The sequence below is a fragment of the Mycolicibacter nonchromogenicus genome (assembly GCF_002101775.1).
Classification (GTDB): Bacteria; Actinomycetota; Actinomycetes; order Mycobacteriales; family Mycobacteriaceae; genus Mycobacterium; species Mycobacterium nonchromogenicum.
The window spans coordinates 1-18,800 of sequence record NZ_LQPI01000087.1 but is presented as its reverse complement, the minus strand read 5'-3'; the positions used below and the strand labels follow the sequence as shown (position 1 = coordinate 18,800).

17 protein-coding genes and 2 pseudogenes are annotated in these 18,800 nt (G+C 66.8%); 11 read left to right on the top strand and 8 right to left on the bottom strand.

Annotated features, from left to right (window positions below; all coding sequences use genetic code 11):
* Position 1 precedes the first annotated feature (1 nt).
* From AWC18_RS19990 to AWC18_RS19970, 5 genes are all read left to right on the top strand, one after another.
* A complete protein-coding gene (locus AWC18_RS19990) occupies positions 2-418 on the top strand; it encodes a nuclear transport factor 2 family protein (RefSeq protein WP_076048763.1) in 417 nt (138 codons plus the stop codon).
* Positions 411-806 (top strand): fluoride efflux transporter CrcB, encoded by a 396-nt coding sequence (gene crcB / locus AWC18_RS19985; RefSeq protein ID WP_085139871.1) that lies wholly within the window; start codon positions 411-413, stop codon positions 804-806. Before AWC18_RS19990 ends, crcB (AWC18_RS19985) begins: the two co-directional genes overlap by 8 nt.
* Positions 803-1,153, top strand: coding sequence for a putative PII-like signaling protein (locus tag AWC18_RS19980; protein ID WP_064998583.1), 351 nt, complete (start codon positions 803-805; stop codon positions 1,151-1,153). The genes crcB (AWC18_RS19985) and AWC18_RS19980 overlap by 4 nt, the downstream gene beginning before the upstream one ends.
* Positions 1,150-1,509 (top strand): fluoride efflux transporter CrcB, encoded by a 360-nt coding sequence (crcB, locus tag AWC18_RS19975; protein WP_085139870.1) that lies wholly within the window; start codon positions 1,150-1,152, stop codon positions 1,507-1,509. Before AWC18_RS19980 ends, crcB (AWC18_RS19975) begins: the two co-directional genes overlap by 4 nt.
* A gap of 104 nt (positions 1,510-1,613) precedes the next feature.
* Complete coding sequence (locus tag AWC18_RS19970; RefSeq protein WP_064998581.1) at positions 1,614-2,825, top strand: acyl-CoA dehydrogenase family protein; 1,212 nt, start codon at positions 1,614-1,616, stop codon at positions 2,823-2,825.
* 88 nt (positions 2,826-2,913) lie between these two features.
* On the opposite strand, the pseudogene AWC18_RS19965 reads toward AWC18_RS19970, so the two are convergent.
* Positions 2,914-3,652, bottom strand: a pseudogene (locus tag AWC18_RS19965) (SDR family NAD(P)-dependent oxidoreductase).
* Positions 3,653-3,712: 60 nt separating this feature from the next.
* Here AWC18_RS19965 and AWC18_RS19960 point away from each other — a divergent pair.
* The 3 genes from AWC18_RS19960 to AWC18_RS19950 all read left to right on the top strand — a co-directional run bounded on the left by AWC18_RS19960 (position 3,713) and on the right by AWC18_RS19950 (position 6,148).
* On the top strand, positions 3,713-4,549 hold the full coding sequence (locus AWC18_RS19960; RefSeq protein ID WP_064998579.1) for an SDR family oxidoreductase: 837 nt from the start codon (positions 3,713-3,715) through the stop codon (positions 4,547-4,549).
* 23 nt (positions 4,550-4,572) lie between these two features.
* Positions 4,573-5,001, top strand: coding sequence for an SRPBCC family protein (locus AWC18_RS19955; protein WP_085139869.1), 429 nt, complete (start codon positions 4,573-4,575; stop codon positions 4,999-5,001).
* Between the two features lie 229 nt (positions 5,002-5,230).
* Complete coding sequence (locus AWC18_RS19950) at positions 5,231-6,148, top strand: acyl-ACP desaturase (RefSeq protein WP_085139868.1); 918 nt, start codon at positions 5,231-5,233, stop codon at positions 6,146-6,148.
* Positions 6,149-6,187: 39 nt separating this feature from the next.
* Here AWC18_RS19950 and AWC18_RS19945 read toward each other — a convergent pair whose 3' ends face one another.
* From AWC18_RS19945 to ku, 5 genes are all read right to left on the bottom strand, one after another.
* Positions 6,188-7,120: a class I SAM-dependent methyltransferase gene (locus tag AWC18_RS19945; protein WP_085139867.1), complete on the bottom strand. Its 933-nt coding sequence runs from the start codon at positions 7,118-7,120 to the stop codon at positions 6,188-6,190.
* Positions 7,121-7,237: 117 nt separating this feature from the next.
* Positions 7,238-8,473, bottom strand: coding sequence for an Nramp family divalent metal transporter (locus AWC18_RS19940; RefSeq protein ID WP_085139866.1), 1,236 nt, complete (start codon positions 8,471-8,473; stop codon positions 7,238-7,240).
* A gap of 65 nt (positions 8,474-8,538) precedes the next feature.
* The gene (locus AWC18_RS19935) at positions 8,539-9,615 is read right to left on the bottom strand and encodes an NAD(P)H-dependent amine dehydrogenase family protein (RefSeq protein ID WP_085139865.1); all 1,077 of its coding nucleotides are present in this window, start codon (positions 9,613-9,615) and stop codon (positions 8,539-8,541) included.
* A 13-nt stretch (positions 9,616-9,628) separates the two neighbouring features.
* Positions 9,629-10,420, bottom strand: coding sequence for an SDR family oxidoreductase (locus tag AWC18_RS19930; protein WP_085139864.1), 792 nt, complete (start codon positions 10,418-10,420; stop codon positions 9,629-9,631).
* A gap of 128 nt (positions 10,421-10,548) precedes the next feature.
* Positions 10,549-11,427 carry a non-homologous end joining protein Ku gene (gene ku, locus AWC18_RS19925; RefSeq protein ID WP_085139863.1) on the bottom strand — a complete coding sequence of 293 codons (879 nt, stop codon included), beginning with the start codon at positions 11,425-11,427 and terminating at the stop codon, positions 10,549-10,551.
* 62 nt (positions 11,428-11,489) lie between these two features.
* Here ku and AWC18_RS19920 point away from each other — a divergent pair, with 62 nt between their 5' ends.
* A complete protein-coding gene (locus tag AWC18_RS19920) occupies positions 11,490-13,769 on the top strand; it encodes an ATP-dependent DNA ligase (RefSeq protein WP_085139862.1) in 2,280 nt (759 codons plus the stop codon).
* Positions 13,770-13,779: 10 nt separating this feature from the next.
* Here the strand turns inward: AWC18_RS19920 and AWC18_RS19915 are convergent, their stop codons facing one another.
* Complete coding sequence (locus tag AWC18_RS19915) at positions 13,780-15,921, bottom strand: helix-turn-helix domain-containing protein (protein WP_234806605.1); 2,142 nt, start codon at positions 15,919-15,921, stop codon at positions 13,780-13,782.
* Between the two features lie 45 nt (positions 15,922-15,966).
* Here AWC18_RS19915 and AWC18_RS21265 point away from each other — a divergent pair, with 45 nt between their 5' ends.
* Both AWC18_RS21265 and AWC18_RS19910 read left to right on the top strand, forming a co-directional pair.
* Positions 15,967-16,344 (top strand): FAD-binding oxidoreductase, encoded by a 378-nt coding sequence (locus tag AWC18_RS21265; RefSeq protein WP_234806604.1) that lies wholly within the window; start codon positions 15,967-15,969, stop codon positions 16,342-16,344.
* A 93-nt stretch (positions 16,345-16,437) separates the two neighbouring features.
* Positions 16,438-17,385, top strand: a pseudogene (locus AWC18_RS19910) (fumarylacetoacetate hydrolase family protein); the annotation flags it as partial.
* A gap of 17 nt (positions 17,386-17,402) precedes the next feature.
* Here AWC18_RS19910 and AWC18_RS19905 read toward each other — a convergent pair.
* Positions 17,403-18,800, bottom strand: a 1,398-nt coding sequence (locus AWC18_RS19905) for a cellulase family glycosylhydrolase (protein ID WP_085139860.1), incomplete at its 5' end; no start/stop codon positions are given.

Below are 18,800 nucleotides of genomic sequence, written 5' to 3'. Positions count from 1 at the left end.
CATGCACCCATTCCGGCAAGCCGTCGAGGCCCGTGACGCCGCGGCCATCGAGGCGTTGTTGTCCGACGATGTCGTGTTCACCAGTCCGGTGGCGTTCAAGCCCTACCCGGGCAAGCCGATCACCGCGGCGATCCTGCGGGCGGTGATGCGTGTGTTCGAGGATTTTCGCTACGTGCGCGAGATCGGTGACCCCTCAGGGCGCGACCACGCCCTGATCTTCGAAGCATCTGTCGGCGGCAAAAGGCTCACCGGATGCGACTTCCTGCATCTCGACGACGACGGCAAGATCGACGACTTCGTTGTGATGGTCCGGCCGCTGTCGGCGGCCAAAGTGCTGGCCGAAGCCATGGCGGCACAGTTCGAGCAGATCACCCGGGAGGCCGCCGCGTCGCAGGGACACGACAGCTCCGGTGCATGAGCAGGCGCCAGTAGTCGCGGCCGTCGCCGTGGGCGGCGCCATCGGCGCGTGCGCGCGCTACGCCGTAGCGCTGGCATTGCCGTTCGATGGATTCCCTTGGGCCACACTGGCAGCCAACGTGAGCGGGTGTGCGCTGATGGGCGTGTTGATGGTGGCGATCACCGAGCTGTGGGTCGGACATCGGCTGCTGCGTCCGTTCTTGGGTACCGGCGTGCTCGGCGGTTACACCACGTTTTCCACCTTCGCCGGCGACGTCGACACCATGATCGCCTCCGGACAGACCGTCCGGGCATTGGTCTACCTACTCGTCACGCCGGTGGCAGCGTTGATCGCGACCTGGACCGCCGCGAGCCTCGCCCGTCGTCTGGTCATCAGGAGGACAGCATGAGCGAACTCAACGGACGCGCACTGCGCCTGACGGTGTTACTCGGCGAGAGTGACACCTGGCACGGCAAGCCGGTGTTCAGCGAGATCGTGCACCGGGCTCGGCGCGCCGGTCTGGCCGGCGCGACCGTGTTTCGCGGCGTCGAGGGCTACGGCGCCTCCTCGGCCATTCACACCACCCGGCTGCTGTCGATGTCGGAAGATCTGCCGGTCTCGGTCATCATCGTCGACGCCCCCGAACGGGTCCGGGCGTTCCTGCCGGAACTCGACGAGTTGGTCACCGAGGGGCTGATCATGCTGGACGAGGTCGAGGTCGTCCGGCACGTCGGACGAACCCCCGCCGGCCAGTGACCTGGCTGCTGGTCATGGCCGGCGCCGCGGTGGGGGCGCCGCTGCGCTACCTGACGGACCGATTCGTTCAAGCCCGCCACGATTCCACCTTCCCGTGGGGCACGCTGGCCGCCAATGTGATCGGCAGCCTGATCCTGGGGGCGCTGACCGGCGCCGCCGATCACCGGCTGCACCTGCTGATCGGCACCGGCCTGTGCGGAGCGCTGACCACCTACTCGACCTTCTCCTACGAGACGCTGCAGCTGGCCGGTGTGGGCGCGCGGTTGTATGCACTGGCCAATCTGGTGCTGACCTTGATCTGCGGGCTGAGTGCCTATTACCTCGGCAATGTCGTGGCAGAAGCGATTTGGGTCTGACCGATCCGGCTTAGGCGACGCCCCGCGAGTGCTGCCAGGTTGAGGTGCCACAATCGTGCCCGACAGTGTCCCGTAGCGTCCGCCCAATCCTTCCAGGAGTAGCCATGTCGTTCTCGGTAGAGCTCAGCGATGACGTGATCGAGGTGCGCGACTGGGTGCATCAGTTCGCCGCTGAAGTCGTGCGTCCGGCGGCCGCCGAATGGGATGAGCGGGAAGAGACGCCGTGGCCGATCATCGCCGAGGCCGCCAAGATCGGCCTGTATTCGCCGGAACTGTTCGCCACTCAGGCCGCCGAACCCAGCGGGATCGGCATGTTGACGGTGTTCGAGGAACTGTTCTGGGGCGACGCGGGTATCGCGCTGTCGATTCTGGGCACCGGTCTGGCGGCAGCGGCATTGGCGGGCAACGGAACTCCCGAACAGCTGGGTCAGTGGCTGCCGGAGATGTTCGGCACCGCCGAGGACCCCAAGCTCGGGGCGTTCTGCTCCTCGGAACCCGACGCCGGTTCCGACGTCGGCGGGATCCGTACCCGCGCCCGCTTTGATGAAGCGACCCGCGAATGGGTGCTCAACGGCACCAAGACCTGGGCCACCAACGGTGGCATCGCCAACGTGCACATCGTCGTCGCCTCGGTCTATCCCGAACTCGGATCGCGCGGACAGGCCAGCTTCGTGATCCCGCCCGGCACCCCGGGCCTGGCGCAGGGACAGAAATTCAAGAAGCACGGCATCCGGGCCTCGCACACCGCTGAGATCGTCTTGGACAACGTCCGCCTGCCCGAGGACATGATCCTCGGGGGCCGGGAGAAGTTCGAGGAGCGTGTCGCGCGCGTCAAGTCCGGAGCCTCGGCCGGGGGCCATGCGGCCATGAAGACCTTCGAGCGCACTCGCCCCACGGTCGGCGCGATGGCGGTCGGCGTGGCCCGCGCCGCCTATGAGTACGCCCTCGAATACGCCTGTCAGCGTGAGCAGTTCGGTCGCAAGATCGGCGAGTTCCAGGCGGTGGCGTTCAAGCTGGCGGACATGAAGAGTCGCATCGACGCCGCCCGGCTGCTGGTGTGGCGCGCGGGCTGGATGGGGCGCAACAACAAGGCCTTCGACGGCGCCGAGGGCTCGATGGCCAAGCTGTTCGCCAGCGAGACGGCGGTCTATGTCACCGACGAGGCGATCCAGATCCTCGGCGGCAACGGCTACACCCGCGACTACCCGGTTGAGCGAATGCACCGCGACGCCAAGATCTTCACCATCTTCGAGGGCACCAGTGAGATCCAGCGGCTGGTCATCGCGCGGGCGCTGACGGGCCTACCGCTGCGCTGAGGTCGTCGAGTGTGCGTTTTGCTCGGCGTAACTCCCGATCGGCGCACCAAACCGCACACTCGGCGCGGCAGCTGGCATATGCGACGTCCTACCCCGCTGTCTTCCCGTTGTCGGTCAAATAGACCGCGCCGTGCACCGCGGCCGCGGCGTCACTGGCCAAAAAGGCGATCACCTCGGCAACATCGCTCGGGGCACTCATCCCGCGGGGCGAGGCCACCCGCATGATCAGGTTGACGTCGGCGCCTTCGGGAAACTGGAAGTTGGTCACCTGCGGGGTCAGCATCCCGCCCGGGCACACCGCGTTGATCCGCACCTTCTCCGCGGTGAACTCCACCGCCAGCGCCCGGGTGAGCCCGACGAGGCCGTGCTTGGCGGCGCAGTAGCCCGCCGAATACGCCTGCCCCTCCACCCCGGCGATCGAGGCGACGTTGACGATGTTGCCGGCGGTCTCCAGCAGATGCGGCAGCGCAGCACGGCACAAGAAGAACGGCCCGTTGAGGTTGACCGCCAGATCGTGCGCCCATTCGTCGTCGGTGACCGATAGCGTGTGGCGCATCTGATGGGCGCCGGCGACGTTGACCAGAACATCGAGCCGGCCGAACTGCGCGACGCATTGCTCGACCGCCGCAGCGCACGCCGTCGCGGTACTGATGTCGGTGGGGGCATATCGCCCGCCGGGCACGTCGGCGAACACCGTGGCCAGCCGCTCGGCGTCGCGGGCCAAGCCGAACACCGTCGCCGCGCCGGGCGAACAGCTGGGCGGTTGCCGCGCCCAGACCGGACGAAGCTCCCGTCACCAGCGCCACTTTGCCTGACAGATCGGTCATTTCGAGTCTCCGCATCACCCAGTCGACCGGCACCGGGGCGCAGCCGTCTACCGTCCAGTTATGGCTTCAGTATCAGTGATCACCGGAGGCGCGGGCGGCATGGGCCTGGCGACGGCCAAGCTCCTGGGCAGAGACCACACGGTGGTGCTGTGCGACGTCCGGAAGGAGCGGCTCGACTCGGCGCAGGCCGCACTCGCCGACCTCGGTGTCACCGCGACCGCCGTCAACTGCGATGTCACCGACCGTGACGCGGTCACCCGCCTGTTCGACACGGCTGCGGAGCTGGGAACGCTGGCGTCGGTGATTCACACCGCGGGGGTCAGCCCGAGCATGGGCGACGCCGAATTCGTCATGCGAATCAACGCCTTCGGCACCGTCGTGGTCAACGAGGCGTTCTCCGAGGCCGCCGGCGCCGGCGCGGTGATCGTCAACGTGGCCTCGATGGCCGCGCAGCTGCTGCCCGACAAGATCATTCCCACCAAGCAGTTCCCGTTGGCGTACCGCGACGGCGACGCCTTCGTGGCGGCGATGACGGAGTACTGCAACAACGCACCCGAGCAGATGCGCTCGGGCTTCTCCTACACGGTCAGCAAAGCTTTCGTGAAGTGGTACTGCGCCGCGCAGGCCGAGCGATTCGCCGGTCGCGGTCTGCGCATCGTCTCGGTGTCGCCGGGCAACATCGATACGGAGCTGGGTCGGCGTGAAGAGAAGGCCGGGGTCGGCATGATGATGCCCGACGCGCTGATCCCGCGGTGGGGCACGGCCGAAGAGATGGCCGAGCTTTTCGCCTTCTGCGCGAGCGACAGATGCGCCTATCTCCACGGCGCCGACATCCTCGCCGATGGGGGAGTGGTCGCCTCGATGCGGGAACGCGCGCGACTCGCCGCCGAGGGGTAGCGTGCCGGGGGAAGGGAGCGCCGATGCACTACACCCGCACCGATCCCATCGCGGCGAGTCCCAGTGACGTCTGGGCCGTCCTGATCGACGTCGAGCATTGGCCGGACTGGACGCCATCGATGCGCGAGATCACCCGCCTGGACTCCGGTCCGCTGCGGGTCGGCAGCACTGCCCGAGTCCGCCAGCCCACCGGCCGGCCGATGGTGTGGACGGTCACCGAGCTGGACAACGAACGTTCCTTCACCTGGACCGCCTCGACGGCGGGGATCCGATTCACCGGCTTCCACGAGCTGACGCCGACCGGGTCGGGGGTGCGCGCCGTGCTGACCTTTGCCGTGACCGGCCCGATGGCCTGGCTGGTCGGGCTGCTCGCCCGGGGCCGGATTCGTCGCTACGTCGACATGGAGGCTGACGGGCTCAAGCGGCAGTCGGAAGGCCGCGCGGCGCCCTAGCTGTGCGGCCGCAGCGGGCGATCCATAGACGCCGCAGTTAGCTGGGGCCGCGGATCCGTATCGGTCGATCGTCGGCCGCTTCGAGATGCGGAATGCGCCGAAGCAGTTAAGTTAATGGTTGACACGTGACGGGGTGGGTGCTTACCGTGGACCAAACCTACGGAACCGTAGGTTGGCTGGGGGGCCAAGCGACAGCCCACTCGTCAATTAGGGGAGGCGATTCAAAACTATGGGTAATGTCCAAACGGCACTGTTACATGAGCTGGAGCCGATAGTCGAGCAGAATCTCAACCGGCATCTCAAGGCCGCCAAGCCGTGGTTGCCCCACGATTACGTGCCGTGGAGCAGGGGGCGTGACTTCGCGTTCCTCGGGGGCGAGGACTGGGTTCCCGAAGATTCGCCGCTGGACCCGGTGGCCAAGGCTGCTTTGCTGGTCAACCTGTTGACCGAGGACAATCTGCCGTCCTACCACCGGGAGATCGCCACCACCTTCGGCCGCGACGGCGCCTGGGGCACCTGGGTCGGCCAGTGGACCGCCGAGGAGGGCCGCCACAGCATCGCGCTGCGGGACTACCTCATCGTCACGCGCGGTATCGACCCGGTGAACCTCGAGAACATGCGGATGGCGCACACCGTTGCCGGTTATGACTCCGGCGGCAAGTCAGCGCTGGGTGTGCTGGCGTACGTGTCGTTGCAGGAACTCGCCACCCGGGTGTCGCACCGCAACACCGGCAAGGCCTCGGGCTGCCCCATCGCCGACCAGTTGCTGGCCCGCGTCGCCCTCGATGAGAACCTGCACATGGTCTTCTACCGCAACCTGATGCAGGCGGCCCTGGACATCGCCCCGGATGAGGCCATGTGCGCGATCCGCGACGAGGTGCTCGGCTTCGCGATGCCCGGGATGAACATGCCCGGTTTCAAGGAGAATTCGATCCTGATCGCCAAGGCCGGCATCTACGACCTGCGTATCCACCACGACGACGTGGTGCAGCCGGTGTTGCGCTTCTGGAAGATCCTCGAGCGCAACGACTTCAGTGCCGTGGGCGAAGAGGCCCGTGACCAGGTCGTCGGCTTCATGAAGATGGTTGACGAGCGGGCCACCTACTACGAAGAGAAGGCGAAGGCGCGCGAGAGCGTCTCCGCCTAGGCCGCTGGCGGCGTCGGCGGGTGCGCCGGCGCCGAGCGGTCAGCCCTGCTTGATCGAGGTGTAGTAGGTCGTGTCGGCCATCGACACCGAGTCGGCGCCCCGCGCCGGCGTCGGACGACCGTGCTGCGTCAACAGCTCGGTCATGGACTGTCCCGCCGAGGTCCAGTCCAAGGAGTCGAGGTAGTCGGCGACATCGTGGCGCTCGCCTTCGTAGCCGAGTTCGGAGAACTCGAGGTCGAAGCCGTGCGCACGCCATTTCTCGGTAGCGCTGCGCATCATTTCCCTGGCCTGCTCGTGCTGTGCCGCGGAGATGTTCGGAATGGCCTCGGTGGCCAACCGGCTGCCGTCGGCGCTCAGCGCGGTGATGTTGTCCAGCAGCCGGTCCTGTGCTGCCGGCGGGAGATAGCCGAGCAGTCCCTCGGCGATCCATGCGGTGGGCTGGGTGAGGTCGAATCCCGCCTCGAGCAACGCGGCCGGCCAGTCATCGCGCAGATCGACGGCGACGCCACGCCGGTCGGCGGTCGGCTCGGCGCCCAAGTCGGCCAGTGCTGCGGTCTTGAACGCCAGCACTGCGGGCTGATCGATCTCGAAGATCGTCATCCCGGCGGGCCAGGTCAGTCGGTAGGCGCGCGCGTCCAGGCCCGATGCCAAGATCACCGCCTGACGGATCCCGGCCAGGGTGGCGTCAGCGAAGAACGCGTCGAAAAAGCGGGTGCGCACCGCCATCGCGTCGGGCATCTGACCGAGCTTCCAGCCGGATTCGTGGTCATCGAGATCCGTGTCCGCGAGGTCGCCGGCGGCCCACTTGGTCAAGAAGTCGACGCCGACCGCCCTCACCAGTGGTTCGGCGAAAGGGTCATCGATCAGCGGAGTGTCGGCCTTGGTGGCGATCGCCCGGGCAGCGGCGACCATCGTCGCGGTGGCTCCCACGCTGGTGGCGAGGTCCCAGGTGTCGTTGTCGGTGCGGGCCATGAGCGCTCCTTGAAATGATGGGCAGGGCGATTTGCTTAGTCTAGCAAATGTTTAGTTCATTTAATAAAGAGCGCGGACGGGGCTGGTGCAAGCCGTTCCCGGTCTCGCTGCCGTGGCTCAGCGCAGGGTCAGATAGATCAGCGCCACATTGAGCGTTCCGATCACCGCCGTGACAGCCCAGCCGAGCACCGTGGTCAGCCGTGCGTTGACGTCGGTGCCCATCAGCGACCGGTCTCCGGTCACCCGGATCAACGGGACCAGCGCGAAGGGGATGCCGAAGGACAACACCACCTGCGAGAGCACCAGGGCGCGCGTGGGATCGATACCCCAAGCCAGGATCGCCAGCGCCGGACCCAGCGTGATCAGTCTGCGCCACAGCAGGGGAACCGACACCCGCAACAGGCCCTGCATGATCATCGCGCCCGCGTAGGCCCCCACCGAGGTTGACGCCAATCCGGAGGCCAGCAGCCCGATCGCGAACAACAGCGCGACCGTCGGGCCCAGGGCGTCGCCGACCGCCGCGTGCGCACCTTCGATGGAATCGGCGTGATCTCGGCCGCGCAGACTGTTGGCCGCCACCAGCAACATGGCCAGGTTCAGGGCTCCGGCCACCAGCATCGCCAGCCCCACGTCCCAGCGGGTCACCCGCAGCAGTCGTCGCCGCGCCGGACCGGGTTCAGGCTGGCCGTGCCGGTCGCGGGCCAGACCGGAATGCAGGTACACCGCGTGTGGCATCACCGTCGCCCCGAGAATCGCGGTGGCCAACAGCACGCTCTCGGTGCCGTCGAAACGAGGCAGCAGGCCGGCGGCGACCTCGGCGGGCGCCGGTGGGGCGACCACCAGGCTGGCCAGGAATCCGACGGCGATGATGATCAGCAGCCCGCTGGTCACCTGCTCGAACATCCGCGGACCGCGCCGATCGCCGACGGTGAGCAGCGCCATCGACACCACCCCGGTGATCAGGCCGCCGGCCAGCAGCGGCAGGCCGAAGATCAGGTTCAACGCGATCGCGCCGCCCACCACTTCGGCGAGATCTGTTGCCATGGCCACCAATTCGGCTTGAAGCCAAAAGGCGATCCGCGCCGGCCTGCGGCTCCGGGCGCCGATCACCTCCGGCAGCGAGTGGCCGGTCACCAGTCCGAGCTTGGCGGACAGGTACTGCACCAGCCCGGCCATGACATTGGCCGAGACGATGACCCACACCAGTAGGAAGCCGAATGTCGCCCCCGCGCTGACGTTGGCGGCGACATTGCCCGGGTCGACGTAGGCGATCGCAGCGACAAAAGCCGGGCCGAGCAACGCCCAGCCCGGCTTGAGTCGAACCGCGGCGTCTGCAGCCACCGACTCCTCCATCCGGATCAACGAACAGAAAAGTCAGGGTAGCCGGAACAACGGTGCGCGGGCACGGTGCCGGTGGATCAACCGGCGCTGTAGAGGCCGCGGCCGGTGACCAACGGCAGGTCCAGCGTGGTGCGGATCCCCGGCTCGGCCGCAACCACCGCGGGAATCGCGTTGACCACCCGCATCGCGGTGGCCACCAGGCCGGCGTGGTTGTGGTCGCCGTTGGGGCTGGACAGGCACAGGTCCAGCGCGTACGACGGCTCACCGGTCACCTCGACGCGGTAAGACCCGCCGGGCTGGGCCGGCTGCGGCCAATCCGGACACAGGTCGTCACGCAGCCGGGTGACGTGCTCGAGCACCACGGCGGCCTTGCCGTCAACCATCCCGCGCACCTCGAACCGCAAGGCCGCGGCGGTGCCCGCCGCGATGTCTCCCGACGAAATCGAGAAGTCCTCCGGTGCGGGCACCCGAATGTGGGACTGCTCGACCGAGTCGAGTTCCAGTCCCAGGCCGGCCGCGAGCTGACGCACCACCGAACCCCACGCCAGGCTGAGCACGCCCGGCTGCAACAGCATGGGGGTCTCGTCCATCGGCCTGCCGAAGCCCATCACGTCGAACATGACGGCGGCGCTGTCGTAGGTGGCGTAATCGACGATCTCCATGCAGCGGATCTGCTGGATGCTCTGACAGGTACCGGCCAACGCGAGGGGCAGCAGGTCGTTGGCGAAGCCCGGGTCGATGCCGTTGACGAACAGGCTCGAACCGCCTTGCTGCGCAGCCTCTTCGATCGGAGTCAGCATCTCCGCCGGGATCACATCCCACGGGTATTGCAGAAACACTGCGCTGCTGCCCACCACGTTGATCCCGGCGCTCAGGATGCGCTTGAAATCCTCGAGCGCCTCGACCAGCCGGTTGTCGGCCAGCGCGGTGTAGACCACGCAGTCGGGCTTGGCGTCGAGCACCTGCTGCAGGTCGGTGGTCGCCAGCACGCCGGTCGGCGTGCTGGTGCCGGCCAATTCAGCGGCGTCTTTGCCGGCTTTGGCGTCCGAGGACACCCACACCCCGGTCAGTTCGAACTCGGGGTTGGTGATCAGTGCCTTGAGCGCATGCACACCGACATTGCCGGTGCCGATCTGAGCAACACGGATAGTCATAGGTCAGCAGTCCTCACAGATCCGGGACGGGCAGATCAAGGTTCGGGAAGGTGAGGCCGCCGTCGACTTCGAGCACCTTGCCGGTCAGGTAGGCCCCGGCCGGTGAGGCCAGGTACAGGGCGGCGGCCGCGATCTCCTCGGGGTCGCCGAGACGACGCAGCGGCGTGGCCTTCTCCATCGGGGTGCGCAACTCGTCGTTGGCGGCGACCACGTTGAGCGCCGAGGTCAGAATCGATCCCGGAGCAATGGCGTTGACGCGGATCTTGGGGCACAGGTCCAGCGCGGCCAGTCGGGTGTAGTGGGCCAGCGCGGCCTTGGCCGTACCGTAGGCGGCGAAGCCCCGGCCCGGAACCCGCCCCATGGTTGAGGTGATGTTGATGAACGAGCCGCCGCCGGAATGCTCCAGCATCAGTGGCACCGCGGCGATGGTGAGCGCGTGCGCCGTCCCCACGTTGAACGTGAAGGCGTCTTTGAGGTCTTTGGTCGAGGTGGTCAGCAGGGTGTTGGGCATCGATCCGCCAACGTTGTTGACCACGATGTCGAGCCGGCCGAATGCATCGACCGCCTCGGCGGCAAGCTTTGCCGTCTCCTCGGGATGGGCGAGATCGGCGACGACGACGTGGGCACGGCGACCCGCCGCGCGGACCTGTTCAGCGACGACCTCTAGTTCAGACTGCGTGCGTGAGGCGATGACCACGTCCGCGCCGGCCTCGGCGAACGCGACGGCGATAGCGGCGCCCAAGCCCCGCCCAGCACCGGTAACAACAGCTGTTTGATTATCGATTCGAAATTTGTCGAGTATCACCGCGCCACGCTAACAAGGAATCAGCGTGAGCTGAACCCCTATTTTGAAACACGTTCTAATTCGACGTCGGCGGACCGTCCGCGGGCCTTGCGGATGCGTCCACGACCGTCGGCGAGCGCTGACGTTCGCTACTTCTTGGCCGAAGCCTTCTTGGCCGGAGTCTTTTTCGCCGGTGCCTTTTTCGTCGGTGCCTTCTTGGCGGGGGACTTCTCGGCGGACGAGCGCTTCTTGACGCTGGCCTCCAGCTTGGCCAGGAGGTCGGACACATCTTCGGTGGCATCGAGTTCGGCGGGACGCTCCTCGGGGGTGAACGCCTCGTCGCCTTCGAGTTTGGCCGCGATCAACTCGTGCAACTGCTCCTGGTAGGTGTCGTGATAGCGGTCCGGATCGAACTCGTCGGCCATCGATTCCACCACCTGCCCGGCCATCTTCAGCTCGGCAGGCTTGACCTCAACCTTGGTGTCCAGCGCGGGGAAGTCGGGATCGCGGATCTCGTCCGGCCAGAGCAGGGTGTGCACCACCATCACCTCGCGCTTGGAGAAGTCCTTCACCCGCAGCGCCGCCAGCCGGGTCTTATTGCGCAGTGTGAAGTGGACGATAGCCACCCGGTCGGTCTCGGCCAGCGTCTTGGCCAGCAGCACATACGATTTGATCGACTTGGACCCGGGTTCCAGAAAGTAGCTGCGGTCATAGAGCATCGGATCCAGGTCGGCGGCCGGAACGAACTCCAGGACGGCGATCTCATGATCGCGCTCTTCGGGAAGGTTGGCGATGTCGTCGTCGGTGATCACCACCATCCGGCCGTCGTCGGATTCGTAGGCCCGCGCGATGTCGCCGTAATCGACCACTTCTCCGCACTCCTCGCACACCCGCCGATAACGGATTCGTCCGTTGTCCTTGGCGTGCACCTGACGGAACTTGATGTCGTGGTCTTCGGTGGCGCTGTAGACCTTCACCGGCACGTTGACCAGACCGAATGCGATCGAGCCCTTCCAGATGGAGCGCATGAGGTCAGTATGCCCACGCGAGAGTGCCGATAACCTGCTTTGACGCGACGTAGGTTGGACACATGGTCGTCGAGTCCGTGCAGACCCGGGTCAAGCTGACCAACGCCGACAAGGTGCTTTACCCGGCCGCGGGCACCACCAAGGCCGAGGTCTACGACTACTACACCCGCATCGCCGAGGTGATGCTGCCGCACATCGCGGGACGCCCGGCGACACGCAAACGCTGGCCCAACGGTGTCGAGCAGGCGTCGTTCTTCGAAAAGCAGTTGGCGGCATCGGCGCCGGGGTGGTTGGCCCGCGCCGACATCCAGCACCGCTCCGGTATCACCACCTATCCGATCATCGAGGACGTCGACGGCCTGGCCTGGATCGCCCAGCAGGCCGCGCTGGAAGTTCACGTACCGCAGTGGCGATTCGAGGCGGAATGGACCCACGGCGGGAAGGTGCTCAAGCCCGGGCTGGCGACGCGCATGGTCTTCGACCTCGACCCCGGCGAGGGCGTGACGATGAGTCAGCTCGCCGAGGTGGCGCGAGTCATCCGGGATCTGATGTCCGAGCTGGGGCTGGACACCTTCCCGGTCACCAGCGGCAGTAAGGGGCTGCACCTCTACGCCGCCCTCGAGCGTCCGGTGAGCAGCGCAGGCGCGGCCACGGTGGCCAAACGCGTTGCGCAACAACTCGAAACCGCGATGCCCGAGCTGGTGACCGCGACCATGGCCAAGAAGCTGCGAGCCGGCAAGGTCTTTATCGACTGGAGTCAGAACAACGCGGCCAAGACCACCATTGCGCCGTACTCGCTGCGCGGCCGCGACAATCCGACGGTCGCCGCCCCCCGCACCTGGGCGGAGCTGGATGACCCGGACCTGCGGCAGCTGCGCTTCGACGAAGTGCTGGACCGCGTCGACCGGGACGGTGACCTGTTGGCCGGCTTGGATCCCCCGCTGGAAGGCCGAGATCGTCTTGCCGTGTACCGCGCCAAACGTGATGCGAGCCGAACACCAGAACCGGTGCCGGCCGCGGCACCGGCACCTGGCCAGGGCAACAGTTTCGTCATCCAGGAGCACCACGCCCGCCGGTTGCACTACGACTTTCGGCTGGAGCGCGACGGAGTGTTGCTGAGCTGGGCGGTGCCCAAGAACCTGCCGGAAACGACGTCGGTCAACCATCTCGCGGTGCGCACCGAGGACCACCCCCTGGAGTACGGCAGCTTCGAGGGAACCATCCCCAAAGGCGAGTACGGCGCGGGCACCGTGCGCATCTGGGATTCGGGCACCTATGTGACCGAGAAGTTCGAGGACTCCGCCGAGAAGGGTGAAGTGATCGTCGTACTCGACGGCAGCCGGATCTCCGGACGATACGCGCTGATCCGCACCGGCGGTGATCAGTGGCTGGCGCACCGGATGAAGGACCAGCAGGCATTCGGTTTCGACAAGCTGTCTCCCATGCTGGCCACGCACGGCTCGGTGGCGCGGCTGGATCCGAACCTGTGGGCCTTCGAAGGCAAATTCGACGGCTACCGGCTGCTGGTCGAAGTCGACCACGGTCGGCTCCGGTTGCGGTCCCGCAGTGGGCGAGACGTCACAGGCGAATACCCGCAGCTGCCGTTTCCGGCCGCCGACTTGGCCGAGCACCACCTGGTACTGGACGGCGAACTGGTCGCCCTCGACGAGGACGGGGTGCCCAGCTTCGCAGCGATGCAGAACAGCGCTCGTTCGGCGCGTTTGGCGTTCTGGGCGTTCGACCTCCTCTATCTCGATGGGCGTCCGCTGCTGCGGGTGGCCTATCGGGATCGTCGCCGTCTGCTGGAAACCCTGGCGCGCGGTACCGATCTGGTGGTCCAGGACCTGTTGGCGCCCGATCCCGAGAAGGCACTGGCGCAGTCTCGCCGGCGGGGCTGGGAAGGGGTGGTCGCCAAGAAATGGGATTCGCCCTATCAGGCGGGGCGTCGCTCGAAGGCGTGGATCAAGGACAAATATTGGCGGACCCAGGAAGTCGTGATCGGCGGTTGGCGGGCCGGCGAGGGCGGCCGCAGCGGGGGGATCGGCTCGCTGCTGATGGGCATTCCCGAGGACGACGGGCTGCGGTTCGTCGGTCGAGTCGGCACCGGTTTCACCGAGCGCCAGCTGGCCACCCTGAAGAAGATGCTGGTGCCGCTGCCCGCCGGCGAATCGCCCTTCGGGGCACCGCTTCCCGCAGCAGACGCCAAGGGCGTCACATTTGTGGAGCCGACCGTGGTGGGAGAAGTGCGCTTCAGTGAACGGACCGGCGATGGCCGGCTTCGTCAGCCCAGCTGGCGTGGGCTGCGGCCGGACAAGTCCCCCGCAGACGTGCAGTGGGAGTGACCTGCGGCCCTCACTCCGGTAGGCGCCGCAACTCGCGACGCGATGACACACCCAGCTTCGCGAAGATCCTGCCGAGATGCCATTCGACGGTGCGGGGACTGATGAACAGATGGCTGGCGATCTCGGAATTGCTGTATCCCTCGCCGGCGAGGCGGGCGATGTAGCTTTCCTGCGTCGTCAGTGTCGCTGTCGTACTGGCGTCACGCCGAGCTCGTAGCGGTTCCCCCGCGGCTCGGAGCTCGCGCCGGGTCCGTTCGGCGAAACCGTCGGCCCCTATCTGTTGGAACATGGCATGGGCGACGCGCAATTCATCGCGTGCCTGCGCTCGGCGGTTCTCGCGACGCAGCCACTCGCCGAAGATCAGGTGAGCGCGCGCCACCAGCACCTTCAGTGGCGAGCGTTCCAGCTCAGCGATCGCGACCTGGTATTGACTTTCGGCCTCCGGTCCGGTGGCCGTCAGTGCTTTGGCGCGGGCCGCGTACCCGAGGGCGGTTGCGGTGGGAGTGGCCAGGGATCGCTCGACCAGTTGCCGTGCCGCTGACCGGGCGACGCTGGTGTTTCCGCAACGGACGCCAGCTTCGACCGCCTCGCTCAGCACATGGCCGTACATGCCGATGTCTTCGTATTCCAGCGCCGACTCGCATGCCCGCAGTGCGTCGGCATACCTGCCGAGTCCGTTGTGCAGGATCGCCAAGGAGAAAAGAACGACCGTGATCTCACTGCCTTCGCCGCGAGCGGTCGCATCGGCAATGGTGGCCTGCGCGAGTTGCTCTGCCAGTTCCCGTTGTCCGCGGCACGCGGCGAGATAGGTTTCGATCGAACGGTGCGGTGGTGCGCCGGTCGCGGTCGAGATCGCCTCCGACTGCTCGAGCAGATTCGCAGCCTCCGCGAAATCACCAACGGTGACGCAGACCCCTGCATAGGTGGTCAACGCAGCCGGGAGAATGGTCAATTCTCCTGCCTTGCACAACAACTCGAGTTGGCGAGCGTTGACTGCGTTGTAGGTGTCCAGGTCGAACAGGTCGAGCAGAACGCGCAGTGTGATGTTATGTGACCGAGGATCTGTGACACCGGCTTCGTCTTCCGCCAAGTACTGACTGATGGCGCGCTGCAGCACCGGGGTGGCGGCGGCATGGCCTTCGGTGAGTCGGAGCACGACACCTTCGAGAAAAAGGTCGGTGGCGGTGGGCGGACCGGGTCGTGCCGGGACCTGGCGCGCGGACAGCGCTATCGCCGCCGCCGAAGCCTGATCCCCAGTCCCGAGGCGGCCGACGATCATGGCCGCCATCAAGGCGTCGAGGTAGGCATCTCGTGCGAGGGCGGGGTCCAGCGGTTGCAGCCTTCGAGCGGCCGCCAGCAACAGCGGAGGCGCGTCGCGGCCCCGCCGGGTGGCCAGGGCGACTTTGGCGCGCACGAGATCCGCTCGAGCACTCAGGAGTTCGTCCTCCGTCCGCGCCACTGCGACCAAGAGTCGGATTGCGGACTCCGGATCACCGGCATCCAGCTTGGCCTGGGCAGCCTCGAGTGCCCGTTCGGCACGACGGAGCGGATCGGGCGTCAGGAGGGCGGCGTGTGTCAAGAACGCCGCCGCTGCAGCGGCACCGCCCCGGCAGCGGGCCCGCGCGGCCGACTCGGCCAACTTGACGGCGACGGTCTCATCGGGGGCGGTGATGGAATGAGCGCGATGCCAGGCCTGGTGCTCGTGGCGAGTCGGCCCTGAGATCACGTCGGCCAACGCCGCATGCACCTGGCGCCGCTCAGGAGGGGAGGCGTGGCGGTAGACGGCCGATCGGACCAGCGGATGCCGGAAGCGCAGGCGAGACACGACGGTGATCAAGCCACTGCGCTCCGCGGGAACGGCGGCATCGGCGTCGAGCTTCAGCCGCCGGGCCGCGGCCCAGAACCATTCGGGGTCGCCGGTCGGCTCCGCGGCCGCGATCAGCAGCAGCGTGCGTGTCGCCGCCGGCAGTTGTTTGAGGCGCTGATCGTATTCTCGCTCGATCCGTTTGGTTACCGACACCGCAGCTGTGAGCCCATAGCCGCCGGCCAGCGCTGCTGGTGGCAACGAATGGCGAAGTTCCAGTAACGCCAGCGGGTTTCCATCTGCTTCGGCCAAGATGTTCTCGCGGACGGTCTCCTCTAGGCGACCCACCGTGCCGCGCTCGACGGCACCCTGACCCCCGATCCGGGTCTTCCGTTGACCGTCGGCGACAACACCGAGATCACCGTCAACCTCGGCAATCTCAGCCTGGTCGTCGGTGCTGACGCCACGGTCGACGCTGTCCAGCGCTATCTCGACGAGCGCGGCGTCACCTGTGCCGCGGTGCCCGGCACCGGCGGTGAGCGCACCATCGGACAACTCGTGGCCACGGCCACCGGGGCCGAGCGCGCCCAGGTCAGGCACGCTCTGCTTGGCGCCGACGTCACGGTGATCGACGGGCAGACACCGGCCAGGTTCGGCGCCGAGACCATGAAAGATGTCGCGGGATACGACACCAAACGGCTCTACATCAGTGCGCACGGCGCCTTCGGGGCCCTGCGTTCCCTGATCTTCAAGGTCGCCGTGAAGGCGTAGTCGCCTGGTGAAGCGCGCCCCGCCGGCAGTCGGGGCGACGCCACGCCGAGCGTCACGTACTCCTCCGCACCGGTTATGGGTGAGGATTGACCAGTGCGGTGGGTGACCTATCGAGACGAAGACGGTGAGCGCACGGGGGTGCTGGACGGGGATGTGATCCATGCGCTGCCGCCCGGGGTGACGCTGCTGGAGTTGATCCGGCTCGGCGCCGACGGTCTGCGTGACGCCGGCGAACGCGCATTGAACTCCCCATCGGAGAAACTGCGGGCCGACCAGGTGGTGCTGATGGCGCCCATCCCGCGTCCGCCGTCGATCCGCGACAGCCTGTGCTTCTTGGACCATATGCGCAACTGCCTGGCCGCTACCGGCCGCAGTCGTGACCTCGACGACACTTGGTACCGAATCCCGGCGTTCTATTTCGCCTGCCCGACAACGGTTCTGGGTCCTTACGACGACGCGCCTATGGCACCCGGCAGCCTCTGCCAGGACTTCGAACTGGAGGTGGCGGCGATCATCGGCACAGCCGGTGCGAATCTGTCGGTGGAGCAAGCCGAACGGGCCATCATCGGCTACACGATCTTCAACGATTGGTCGGCGCGGGACCTGCAGGCCCAGGAGGGTGTGCTGGCGATCGGGCAGGCCAAGGGCAAGGACAGCGGAGTCACCCTGGGGCCGTACCTGGTGACAGCCGATGAGCTCGAGCCGTACCGCCGCGACGGAAAACTCAGCCTGCACGTCACCGCGATCGTCAACGACGTGATCGTGGGAACCGGCTCGACCGACGCCATGGACTGGAGCTTCGGAGAGGTCATCAGCTATGCCTCACGCGGAGTCCCGCTGGAACCGGGTGATGTTTTCGGATCCGGCACCGTGCCCACCTGCACGCTGCTCGAGCATCTCGATCCCGCTCTGCCGCAGCCGTTTCCGGGCTGGCTGAGCGACGGCGACGTGGTGACCCTACAGGTGCAGGGCCTCGGCGAGGTGCGCCAGACGGTGCGCGCCAGCGCTGCGCCGATACCTCTGGCGGAACGCCCCCGCCCCTAGACCGCCTAGGCCGCCTAGGCCGCAGTCACGGTCACCTGGACGGCGGCGGAGCCGTCTGAGGTGATGATCAACTCCGGCGCGTTGGGTCCGGAGGTGACGTGTCCACCGATGACGTCCACGGTGTAGCCGTTCGGATACTGGCTCGCCGGAACCGAGATGGTGGTCTGCGAACCGGCGCCGAAGACACCGGACCCGTCGGCCTGGTCGGTGGAGTAGCTGAGGGAGAAGACGCCGTTGGCGAACGACAACGAGGTCGGGATGCCCGAGATCGCCTGCGGGTAGGGCTGAGACAGCGCGTCGAGCTTGTCCCAGTTGACGTTGTCGCCGACCGGCGGCTCATTCAGGTCGATCACCAGTGCCTGATCGTTGGGCGATGCGCTGGTGATGTCGCCGCCGGTGTAGGCCCACTCAGACCAGCCGAAGAGCCACCTGTTCGAGGCATTCAAGCTCGCCCCGATGGCTCCGAGGTTGTTCGTCGCACCGAATTCGCTGAGCCAGCCGGGGATGTTGTGCTCCTGGGTGTATTCCGACGCGTAGTCGAACACGATGTCGGCGTTCCAGTCGCAGCCGAAGCTCAGGCCCGGGAACAGTGATGTGGTGACGCAGTAGTGGTGGAACGAGAACGCCGAGTTGGGGTCGTTCACGGCGCCCAGGTTGGTCGGGACGGGCAGGCTGCCGAAGAGGGTGTTCGGCTCGAAGAACACGGTCTTGTTCGGGTCGACCGATCGGATGGCCGCGTCGATCTGGTTGTAGAACGGCGTCAGCTGCTGGGCGTCGAAGTACGGATTGCCCAGAATGCTGCCCAAGGCATGAGTTCCCGCCCACGGCTCGTTCATGATGTCGTAGCCGGCCACGTTGGGGTCGCCCTTGAAGTAGTCGGCGATGGCCTGCCACGTCAGCGCGTAGTGGTTCTGCAGGCCGATGCCGTCCGGGGCTTTCTCATTGGCCCAGAACGAATCCCAGGCATAGTTCTGCGCGGGGTTCAGCGGGTAGGTGATCGGGAAGCCGAGGTTGGGGTTGGGCAGTCCGCCGGTGAAGACGGCCCAGTCCGGGGCGCCCTCGCCGCCGAACTCCTCGTTGTAGAGATCCTGGTGCATGTCGAGGATCGAAACGATGTTGTAGCGGCCGAGCATCTCGACCGTCTCCTTGATCGAGGCCAGGTAGGCATAGTCGATGACGCCGGGTTCGGGTTCCACCCCGGCCCAGATGATGCCCAGGCGCACCGAGTTGAAGCCGTTGGCGGCCAGGAAGGCCGCGTCTTCCTCGCTGAAGCCGCCGGCCGACGGCTCGTAGGGCGGAATCTTGTAGACCTGGTTGAGCCCGCGCAGCAAGACGACCTGGCCGTCGGCGTTGGTGAACCAGCCGTTGGAGACCTGGACCGGCGCGTCGACGATTCCGGTGTAGCCGCCGGG